We start from the raw sequence: 10576 nt of genomic DNA, 5'->3' as shown, positions 1-10576 counted from the left end.
CAAGGAGAAAACTCATGGTAACAATGAGAGATTTGCTAGAGTGCGGCGTTCATTTCGGACACCAAACACGCAGATGGAACCCGAAGATGAAAAAATTCATTTTCGGCGAGAGAAAAGGTATCTATATCATAGATCTACAAAAAACTATCCGCTACTTCCGCTACACTTATAACGTCGTTCGCGACGCGGCTGCAGAGGGTAAAACTATACTTTTTGTAGGTACTAAAAAGCAAGCTGGCGCAGCTCTAAAAGAGTATGCTGAAAAATGCGGCATGCCGTACGTAAATCACCGCTGGCTAGGCGGCATGATGACAAACTTCGGTACTATCCGCCAATCTATCCGCAAACTCGAAGTAATCGAGGCTATGGAGGAGGACGGCTCTATAAATTTACTAACTAAAAAAGAAGCTCTAATGCTTCGCCGCAAAAAAGAGAAGCTTCTAGCGTCTCTAGGCGGCATCAGAAACCTAAAAACCGTGCCTGATATGATTTTCGTCATCGACACCGTAAAAGAAAAAATCGCCGTACAAGAGGCTAACCGCCTAAAAATCCCTGTCGTAGCTCCGATCGATACGAACTGCGATCCTGACGTTATCGACTTCCCGATCCCTGGTAACGACGACGCGATCCGCTCGGTTCAGCTTTTCTGCCAAGAGATGGCTGAGGCTATCATCGAGGGACGCTCTCAGCTTGAAAAAGACGGCGGCGAGCTAGAAGAAGGCAAAGAGGCCGTAAGCCAAGCCGAAAAAGACGCAGTCGTAAACGAGGCTGCGAGCGAAGACTTCTCCGAGGACTTCAGCGAGGACGAAGAGTAATGGAAATCAGCGCACAAATGGTAAAAGAGCTCCGCGAATCAACCGGAGCCGGAATGATGGACTGCAAAAAGGCGCTAGCCGAAGCTAACGGCGATATGGAAAAAGCCGTTGATATATTGCGCGAGAAAGGCCTAGGTCAAGCTGCTAAAAAGGCTGACCGCCTAGCTAGCGAGGGGCTTGTGAGCGTTGTTGTTTGCGACCACTGCAAAACCGCAACTATCAGCGAGATAAACTCTGAGACAGACTTTGTCGCTAAAAACGCTCAGTTTCAAAATTTGACAAAAGACACTACGGCGCACATCCAGACAAATTTGATAAAAGACGTCGAGAGCCTAAATGCAAGCGTTATCAACGGCGTTAAATTTGAAGATTATTTTAAAACCCAGATCGCTACTATCGGCGAAAATTTGGTCGTTCGCCGCTTTGAAACTATAAAAGCGGACGACAAAGGCGTAGTAAACGGCTACGTACACTCAAACGGCCGCGTAGGCGTACTGATCGGCCTAGCTTGCGAAAGCGCTGAAATCGCAAGCAAAGCGGCTGAATTTGCAAGAAATTTGTGTATGCACGCAGCCGCTATGAAACCAAGCGTAATAAGCTATAAAGACCTTGATAAAGAGTTCGTCGAGAAGGAATTTATCGCGCTTCGCGCCGAGCTTGAAAAAGATAACGAAGAACTAAAGCGCCTAGGCAAGCCGCTTCACCACATCCCTGAGTATGCTAGCCGCTGCCAAATAGGCGACGCAGAGCTGGCTAAAGCTACGAAAGCTATCGAGGAAGAGCTAAAAGCCGAGGGTAAACCTGAAAAAATTTGGGATAAGATCATCCCTGGCAAGATCGAGAGATTTTACGCCGACAACACCGTTTTAGATCAGCGCCTTACGCTACTTGGACAGTTTTACGTAATGGACGATAAAAAAACTATTGAGCAAGTCATTGAAGAAAAAGGCAAAGAGCTAGGCGGCAAGATCGAGGTGGTAAAATACGTTCGCTTCGAACTTGGCGAAGGCCTAGAGAAGAAAAACGAGGACTTTGCGGCCGAGGTTGCGGCGCAAATAGGCTAAAATTTAATGGAAATCTTAAAGGGCGTAAATCTAGGCTTTGCGTATGATTATACGCTCTTTGAGGATGTAAATTTAAGTGTCAATGCCGGCGGTAGCTGCGCTATAACGGGCGTTAGCGGCTGTGGCAAATCAACTATACTTCATATACTTTCCACTCTTTTGCGACCCAAAAACGGCGAAGTTATCTATGGCGGTAAGTCGCTTTACGACCTATCGGCAAACGAGCTTTTACGCATTCGCAGATTTGATTTCGGTATTATTTTCCAGGCGCACTATCTTTTTAAAGGCTTTAGCGCGCACGAAAATATCGAGCTAGCCTCCGTTTTATCCGCGCAAAAGATCGACGATGAAATTTTGGCAAATTTAAAAATAGACGGCGTAATGAACCAAAAAGTAGGCGAGCTAAGCGGCGGGCAGCAGCAACGCGTCTCGATCGCTAGAGTGCTTTGCAAAAAGCCGCGCGTGATATTTGCCGATGAGCCGACCGGAAATCTGGACAAACAGACCGCAAACGAAGTGATGCAAACGCTGTTTAACTACATCAAAGCAAACGATGCGGCGCTGGTTTTAGTCACGCACGACAACGAGCTTGCGCAAAGATGCGACGAGGTTTATCGCCTCGAAGATAAAAAATTCTCTTTAATTTATCCTGAAGCTATTTAAATATTTTTATAGGCGACGAGTTTTCAAATTTACCATTTAAAATTTGCGTGCTAAATTTACGAGCTATTTTTTGAGTTTAAATTTATCGCAAGCCGCCTAAGGTTATTACTTCTGAACGAACAAAGTTTATGATCAAATTTAGCCTGCTAGCCGTATTTTATAAAGCGTAGTGATTTTTTAAATTTACCCCCGGCAAACTAAAATTTAACCCAAAACAAAAGCTAAAAGCGACCGCCAAATTTAAACCTCTTAAATTTAAAAGCAACAATAGTGCGCATAAAATTTGGTAGACAAAGCGGTATTTTAAAGCCCTTGATCACGCCTAAATTTCCGCACATTTTCATCTGTCTTTCAAATTTACCAAATTTTCAAGGATTTAACCCTAAAATAACGGCATTTAAATTCAAAACGAAAGATTCAGGTGGAGCCAGTCGAGTTTTTTGCGCCCGAGCGTGTGATCACATTTATGCTGCTGTTTGCACGTATCGGCGGGCTGATGCTGTTTTTCCCGTTTTACGGGCATGAGCAGATCCCTATGAGCGTCAAGACCGCATTTTCGTTTCTGTTAACGCTATTTTTGTTTCCGCTTGCCAGTATCAAAAGCGGCGAGATTTACTATCTAGCCGTAGAGATCGTGAGCGAGGCGGCGCTGGGGGTTTGCGCAGGACTGCTACTTCACATCGTTTTTGCCAGTTTGCAGTTAGCTGGCGAGCAGATATCGATGATCATGGGTTTTTCGATGGCATCGGTGCTCGACCCACAGACTGGCCTTAGCTCGCCCGTGATCTCAAATATCATAAATTTCCTCGCACTCATGACATTTTTGGCCTTTGACGGGCATCATTTGATCCTACTTTTTATCTCAAATTCCCTCACGCACGTTCCGTTAGGCGGCTTTTACCCGAGCCCAGATATCGTGCAGTACGCCTCAAAGTCGATGATAAATTTGTTCACTTTCGGATTTATCATTTCCTTTCCGATTTTGGCGCTCTCGCTGCTTTCGGATCTGATTTTCGGTATGCTGATGAAGACGATGCCGCAGTTTAACCTACTGGTCGTTGGCTATCCGATCAAGATCACGATCGGCTTTGCCGTGCTGATCGCGATACTAGCTGGCATGATGGAGCTTTTTAGACAGCTCGTGCTTCGCGTTATCAACGATCTTCCGTCGCTATTTTTCTAAAACTAAGCTTGAAGTAATGGAAAATGTTTTAAAATACGTTTTTTAGGTATAAAAAGGAGAATTCGTGAAAATCGTTCTTGTAAACGCCAATCCCGCGGTATCGCGTTTGGCGACGCTGGCTCTTAGCAAAATGGGTTACGAATACGTTGAAATCGGCGATGTAGGCGAGCTTAGCGGCGTTTTTGACGTGCTTATCATCGACAGCGATATCGACGCAAAAGAGATGAACCTAAAAGAATTCGCAAATAAAATTTTATACCTTTCCTCTAAAAATTCTCCGACCTTTGAATATGCCGACAGGATACTGCCAAAGCCGTTTTTACCGACGGAATTTATCACTATCGTGGAGGATCTGGCGAGTAAAACAAAGAGTGCCGAGCAGCCTGCTGCGACAAATAATAATGAAACCGCGGAAGTGTCGGTCGAGGGATTTGAGTTTATAGATGATCCAACTGGGGATGTCTTTGAGGACGAGCCGATGGAGGCGGACGTAAGCGAGTTTAAGCTAGATGACGAGTTTGAGGATGATTTGCAAGGGGCACCAGTCAAAGATAGCGCCTTTGACGAGCTGAACGAGATCGTAAAAGCAATCGACGATATGGACGAGCTAAGCGAGAAGCTCGAAGGCAATGAGCTGGATTTAGATGGTACGGACGACGAAACTATAGAGTTTGAAATCGCCGCAAAAGACGATAAATTTGATGAGCTTTCTACTGATTTGGATATGCCGGATGAGCTTATGGATATCAAATTTGAAACGGCGGACGAGCCTGAACTCGGCGCAACGGAGCTTGTTGCCGCGGACGGCGAAGACGATCTCGAAGAGGCTCAAGATAAATTTGAGCTTGATTTTGACGGTAGTATCGAGGATATCAAACATCAAATCGACGAAATAGATAAGATGGACGAACTATCTGAAAATTTAGATACTGGCGACGAACCTTTGGACGCTAAATTTGAAACGACGGACGAGCTAGATGCGGATGAATTTGTCGATATGGATAGCGCGGACGAGCCTGAAGTTTTGCAAAGCCTTAAACAAGCGGAAGATGACGATAAATTTGCAATAGAAGAAGCTGAGGAGCAAGAGGATATCTTCGCCGATATGGATATGAAATCCGACGAGCTAGACGAGCAAGAGGTGCAGGTCAAAAATAGCGCTTTGGGCGATGAGTCTTTACTAGATGATATGGACGTAGCGAGCAAGGCGGAGAAAGAGGATAAAAATTTGGCGCAAGATATTTTGGAAGACGAGCTAGCGGATGATATTTTTGCCGCAGAGGAGCAAGGCGAGACGGAAATAAGCTCCGAGCAAGAAGAACAAGAAATCGGCGAGCCTGAAGCCATGCAAAATGAGCCTGAAATAGAGCCGCAGATTGATCCGAGCGAGTACGGCGATATCGAGCAAATCAGCGAAAAAGATATGGCATTAGCACTTAATGAGAGCGGATTTGTGGGCGGCGAGGTGGTAAATTTAGGCTCGCAAAAAGCTCAAACGGCCTCAAAAATAGACGAGCTTAAGGCTCAAATTTCAGACGCGGTAGCTAAAAATCTAGAAAATTCGCTGCAAGACGGCGAACTGCGAGAGGCTCTAAAAAACCTAAACATAAAAATCAATATAAGCTTTGAGGAAAAGTAGTTGAAGGGGCAAATTTTAATCGTCTCCGGCCCCAGCGGTAGCGGTAAAAGCACGCTTTTAAGCCGTCTTTTAAAAGAGGAAAACGATCTTTATTTTTCGATATCAAGCACAACGAGAGCGCCGAGACGGGGCGAGACCGATGGCGTGAATTATTATTTTACAAGCGAAGACGAGTTTAAAAAAGGCATAGATGCGGATGAGTTTTTGGAGTGGGCGTGCGTGCACGGCAACTACTACGGTACCTCGCTAAAGCCCGTTTTAAAGGCGCTTGAAGAGGGCAAAATAGCGATTTTTGACATCGACGTGCAGGGTTTTAATATCGCTAAATCAAAATTTGCCAAAAATATCACCTCCGTTTTTATCACGACGGCTAGCAAAAACGAGCTAAAATCAAGGTTGCAAAATCGCGGCACCGATAGCGCGGAAACCATCGAAAAGCGGCTGATAAACGCAGTCGGCGAGATGGAGCATATCTTAGAGTATGATTATTTTTTGATAAACGACGACTTGCAAAACTGCTATGAAAATTTGCGCGGGATTTTGCGCTCGATGCGCCTAAAAACGTCAAATTTAGACGCAAAAGAGATTATTAACAAATGGAATAATTGATAAAATTATGCTAATATAACGAAAATCAAAAGGAGAAAAAATGGGTCCAAGCGTCCAACAATTGCTTATTATTTTACTTATCGTGGTCTTGCTTTTTGGAGCGAAAAAGATCCCTGAGCTCGCAAAAGGCCTAGGTAAGGGAATAAAGAGCTTCAAATCAGAAATGGAAGATGATAAAAAAGCCGAGAACGTAGAAAAAGTAGAAGAGAAAAAAGAAGAAACCGCAACCGCCGCAAAGACTGAAGATACGGCTAAAAACGCGTAAGGAAAGGCGTTGAAAAAAAGCGTAATAAACGAAATAAAAGGCGTCGTGGACTTTGACTTTGCGCTGGAGAAGCCAAAAGATAAGGGCTTGGCGCACTACGCGATGCCTACTTTTAGTTTGGCAAAACAGCTCAAAAAATCCCCCGTAGCAATAGCCGCCGAGCTAGCGTCTAAATTTGAAAATAGCGAAGTTTTCGAGGCAACGGCGCTAAACGGCTATATAAATTTTAAACTAAAGCCTGCATTTTTGGATAAATTTGCCTCGGCTAGCCTTGCAAATCCGAGCGAGTTTGCAAAAGGCGGCGGAACTAGCGGCGAGAAAATTTTGCTCGAGTACGTCAGCGCAAACCCGACTGGTCCGCTTCACATCGGGCATGTTAGGGGTGCGGTTTTCGGCGATACGTTAGCTCGCGTCGGGCTTCATATCGGCGAAAATATCTCGACTGAATACTACATCAACGACGCAGGCAATCAAATCGAGCTTCTAGGAACGTCCATATCGCTTTGGGCGCGCGAAAATTTATTCGGCGAGAGAGTGGCGTATCCGGAGAAATTTTACCGCGGCGACTACATAGAGCCTATCGCAAAAGAAGCGCTAGAGAAATTCGGCAAAGAGATATTTTACGACGAGAGCCGAAATCTAGAACTCGCCGAGTTTGGCAAGGATAGGGTGCTGGTTTTGATCAAGCAAAATTTAGCCGACGCGCAAATTTTCATCGAAAACTGGGCCAGCGAAAAGAGCTACTATGACAAGCTCCCTCTCACGCTAGAACGCCTAAAAAGCGAGAACGGCATATACGAGAGCGAGGGTAAAATCTGGCTAAAATCAAGCGAAGTCGGCGACGAAAAAGACCGTGTCATCGTGCGCGAGGACGGTCGCGGCACCTATCTAGCCGGCGACGTGGTATATCACGACGATAAATTTAGGCGCGGATTTGACCGCTGCATCAACATCTGGGGCGCCGACCACCACGGCTACATCGCACGTATGAAGGCGGCGCTGCATCTGCTTGGATACGACGAAAACCGCCTTGAGATCATACTTTCGCAGATGGTGAGCCTGCTAAAAGACGGCGAAGCCTACAAGATGAGCAAGCGCGCGGGCAACGTCGTGCTGATGAGCGACGTGGTCGAGGAGATCGGCTATGAGGCGCTTAGATTTATATTCCTTAGCAAGCGCTGCGACACACACCTGGAGTTTGACGTGGACGAACTAAAGCGCGAGGATAGCTCAAACCCGGTATTTTATATCAACTATGCGCACGCCAGGATCAATCAAATTTTCGCAAAAGCAGGTAAAAACGTCGCTGATGTCGCAGGCGTTAAATTTGCAAATTTGAACGAAGACGGCAAGAATTTGCTATTTGAGGCGCTCACGCTAAACGATATCTTGGTCGATAGTTTTAACACGCGCGCGGTAAATAAAATTTGCGACTATCTAAAGAGCCTGGCTGCGAATTTTCATAAATTTTACAACGAAAATCGCGTCGTAGGCAGCGAAAACGAAGACGAGCTTTTAAAGCTTTTCGCCGTTGTCGCGCTCTCTATAAAAACGGCTCTAGGTCTAATGGGTATCGCTGCAAAAGACAAGATGTAAGAGTTAAATTTAATAAATTTAGAAGCGCTAACCGGCGCTTCTTGTTTAAAAACAACCACTTAAAATCCATGAATCTTTCCAAAATTTCCGCTGCATTTTTCTTTGTATTTTTGATAGCGATAGAGTATCTGGCCCTCACGCCAGCACAGATAAAACTCATCGAAAACAGTTGGGATAAGGCAAATCATTTCATCGCATTCGCCGCGCTTTACGTTACTTTGCATTTTGGCTTTTGTAGGCTAAATTTGGGCGCAAAGGTCGCTATTTTGCTAGCTTACGGTATCCAGATAGAGATCATGCAGTCGTTTGTGCCAAATCGCTATTTTAGCCTGCTAGATATCGTAGCAGACGGCATCGGTATAGTTTTTGGGATCTTGCTAGCGAGAATTTTGGGGTATATTTTGGATCGGCTTAGAGCTAGATTTTAAATTTGAAACTTCAAATTTGACGGCTCGGCTGTGCGAGCTTATTTTGTGCCGCGCCGTTTTGCTTTGTTTAAACTCAATTTTACCATCAAATTTACCGCGTCAAATTTGAGCGAAACGGCGGGCTAAAGCGATAAATTTATAAATAGTCGCTAAAATGCAGCATAAAATTTAGCAACACGAGGCAAGAAGGCTAAATTTCGCGGACGCTAAAAAACAGCACAACTCGCGGCTAAATTTAAAAGAAAAACCCAAAACGAAAGAGTAAAAAATGAAATGGCAAGACAGCAGACGAAGCGATAACGTCGAGGATAGGCGGCAAAACAGCGTAAACAGCATGGGTTCGCTGGGCGCGCTCATACCGATTATCAGATTTTTGCTGGGCTCAAGCATCGGCCGCGTGGTGCTAGTTATCGGCGCGGTCGCGTATTTTATGGGCTTTAACCCTCTCGCGCTACTTGATGGCGGCGGTGCGGGCACTCAAAGGGCGGCATTAGATAGCCCGCAGGAAAAGGAAAAGGTCGCCTTCGTCTCTGCGGTACTGGCGCAGACTGAGGACGTGTGGAGTAAGGTATTTAAGGCGGGCGGCGCGCAGTACAAAGAGCCTAGTTTGGTGCTTTTTAGAGACGGCGTTTCTAGCGCGTGCGGCACGGCTAGCTCACAGATGGGGCCTTTTTACTGCCCCGCGGATAAAAAGGTCTATCTGGATCTTAGCTTTTTTGACGAGCTAGAGGTCAAATACAAGGCCGCAGGCGACTTCGCGCAGGCCTATGTGATCGCCCACGAGGTCGGACATCACGTGCAAAATTTACTAGGCACGCTCGGTAAAGTAAACGAGCTAAAATCGCGCACGAAAAGCCCTATCGAGCAAAACGCCTTGCAAGTCAAGGTCGAGCTGCAGGCCGACTGCTATGCGGGCGTCTGGGCACACTACATGGGGCGCTACAAGGTGCTAGAGGACGGCGACATCGAGGAGGCGCTAAATGCCGCGAGCGCGATAGGCGACGATGCGCTACAGAAAAAATACCAAGGCCGCGTGGCGCCAGACTCGTTCACGCACGGCTCGTCAAAACAGCGTATGACGTGGTTTAAAAAGGGATTTGAAGGCGGACAGCCAAGCTCCTGCGCGTTTGAGATTTGAATTTGACTTTTTAGCTCTTTGGCTGCGTTTGGCGAGTGCGAAATTTCTACTCGGCCGCGTTTTAGATAAATTTAAATGCGGCTCTTTGGGCGTCGTTTGGTGCAACTCAAATTTAAATTTCCGTGATTTTAAATAAATTTGGACGCGACACGGTTTGCTCGGCGCGCGGCTTGTAAATTTGGCGCAGCAACCGATAAATCAAAAAACGGAGCGAACATAAAAAGAAGAGAGTTCATAAAGGGCGCTGCGACCTGTGCGGCGGGTCTTACTGCGGGAGTTAATTTGTTTGCTCAGCAGACCGGCGAGATCGGCGCTACAAATTTGACGGACGGCGTAGATCTAAGCGGCGCGAAAAATCTCGGCGAGAGGCTTGCCGCGATGACGCCGTATCTCACGCTAAATAACAGAATTTTGATGCCGATCGTCGGACTTAGCGCAGCTAAATTTGATGATTTGAAAGACAAAAACGCGCTGGGGGCGGCTCTTGGGCTAGGTTACCGCCTGATCGATACGGACGGGGGGGGCGAGGAGGCTGCAGCAGCCGCGTTTGAGGCTAGCGGTTTAGGGGGCGGACAGCTATTTGTCCAAAGCGCGCTCGAGGCTCAAAACGGCGACGAAAGCGGCATGATAAAAAGCTTTGAGGGCTCCTTAAAAAAACTAAATACCGACTACGTCGATCTACTTTTGCTGCGCGTAGGGGCGGGCGATGTTAGCCTTGCTTGGCACGTTTTACAGCGGCTTTACCGCGAGGGACTTGCGGCGGCGATCGGCATTTGCGATTACCCTGGAAAATTCGGAGTCGAAAATTTAGCCAAAATCGCGCAAGGTAGCGAAGTTAAGCCCGCGGTTTATCAGACGCGCTCTCGCTCCTGTCTGCGGCGCTTTGCTGCGCGCGGCAAGGTGACCGACCATGACGTGCAAGTGCAGCTGCTATACGAGCCCGGCGAAGAGCTAAAAGAGCCCGCGCTCGCGCAAATCAGCGAAAAATACGGCAAAACGCGGTCACAAATCATCTTGCGCTGGCTCGTACAACATGGGGTTTGCACGGTAGTAAACTTCGCTAGCAAGGAGCGATTGCTTGAAAATATCGATATTTTCGGCTTTGAGCTTGCGGACGAGGACGCCGCGCAGGTAGAAAAGCTCTGGCGGAGCTAGTAGGCGGACGAGGCCGGTTTT

Annotated in this window: 11 protein-coding genes; all 11 read left to right on the top strand. The window is 46.7% G+C overall.

Annotation, left to right across the window (positions count from 1 at the left end):
• Positions 1–14 precede the first annotated feature (14 nt).
• The 11 genes from rpsB to Q0386_RS09870 all read left to right on the top strand — a co-directional run bounded on the left by rpsB (position 15) and on the right by Q0386_RS09870 (position 10555).
• Positions 15–815, top strand: coding sequence for a 30S ribosomal protein S2 (gene rpsB, locus Q0386_RS09920; protein WP_299030425.1), 801 nt, complete (start codon positions 15–17; stop codon positions 813–815).
• Positions 815–1879 carry a translation elongation factor Ts gene (gene tsf, locus Q0386_RS09915; protein ID WP_299030405.1) on the top strand — a complete coding sequence of 355 codons (1065 nt, stop codon included), beginning with the start codon at positions 815–817 and terminating at the stop codon, positions 1877–1879. The genes rpsB and tsf overlap by 1 nt, the downstream gene beginning before the upstream one ends.
• 6 nt (positions 1880–1885) lie before the next feature.
• Entirely contained in the window at positions 1886–2542 is a 657-nt protein-coding gene (locus Q0386_RS09910; RefSeq protein WP_299030402.1) for an ABC transporter ATP-binding protein, read from the top strand.
• Between the two features lie 421 nt (positions 2543–2963).
• Positions 2964–3725, top strand: coding sequence for a flagellar biosynthetic protein FliR (gene fliR, locus Q0386_RS09905; protein ID WP_299030399.1), 762 nt, complete (start codon positions 2964–2966; stop codon positions 3723–3725).
• Positions 3726–3789: 64 nt separating this feature from the next.
• Positions 3790–5364, top strand: a complete 1575-nt coding sequence (locus Q0386_RS09900) for a saccharopine dehydrogenase (protein ID WP_299030396.1) — start codon at positions 3790–3792, stop codon at positions 5362–5364.
• The gene (gene gmk / locus Q0386_RS09895) at positions 5365–5973 is read left to right on the top strand and encodes a guanylate kinase (protein ID WP_299030393.1); all 609 of its coding nucleotides are present in this window, start codon (positions 5365–5367) and stop codon (positions 5971–5973) included.
• Positions 5974–6013: 40 nt separating this feature from the next.
• Positions 6014–6238 (top strand): twin-arginine translocase TatA/TatE family subunit, encoded by a 225-nt coding sequence (locus tag Q0386_RS09890; protein WP_002952710.1) that lies wholly within the window; start codon positions 6014–6016, stop codon positions 6236–6238.
• Positions 6239–6247: 9 nt separating this feature from the next.
• Positions 6248–7834 carry an arginine--tRNA ligase gene (gene argS, locus Q0386_RS09885; RefSeq protein ID WP_299030390.1) on the top strand — a complete coding sequence of 529 codons (1587 nt, stop codon included), beginning with the start codon at positions 6248–6250 and terminating at the stop codon, positions 7832–7834.
• A gap of 68 nt (positions 7835–7902) precedes the next feature.
• Complete coding sequence (locus tag Q0386_RS09880) at positions 7903–8262, top strand: VanZ family protein (RefSeq protein ID WP_299030422.1); 360 nt, start codon at positions 7903–7905, stop codon at positions 8260–8262.
• 268 nt (positions 8263–8530) lie between these two features.
• Entirely contained in the window at positions 8531–9400 is an 870-nt protein-coding gene (locus tag Q0386_RS09875) for a neutral zinc metallopeptidase (protein ID WP_299030387.1), read from the top strand.
• Between the two features lie 282 nt (positions 9401–9682).
• Complete coding sequence (locus Q0386_RS09870; RefSeq protein ID WP_299030384.1) at positions 9683–10555, top strand: aldo/keto reductase; 873 nt, start codon at positions 9683–9685, stop codon at positions 10553–10555.
• Positions 10556–10576 lie beyond the last annotated feature (21 nt).

Origin of the sequence: uncultured Campylobacter sp., from assembly GCF_938045625.1 — a bacterium.
Lineage (GTDB): Bacteria > Campylobacterota > Campylobacteria > Campylobacterales > Campylobacteraceae > Campylobacter_A.
Note: the sequence above shows the minus strand (reverse complement) of the source record. Positions and strands in the feature narration are given on the sequence as shown.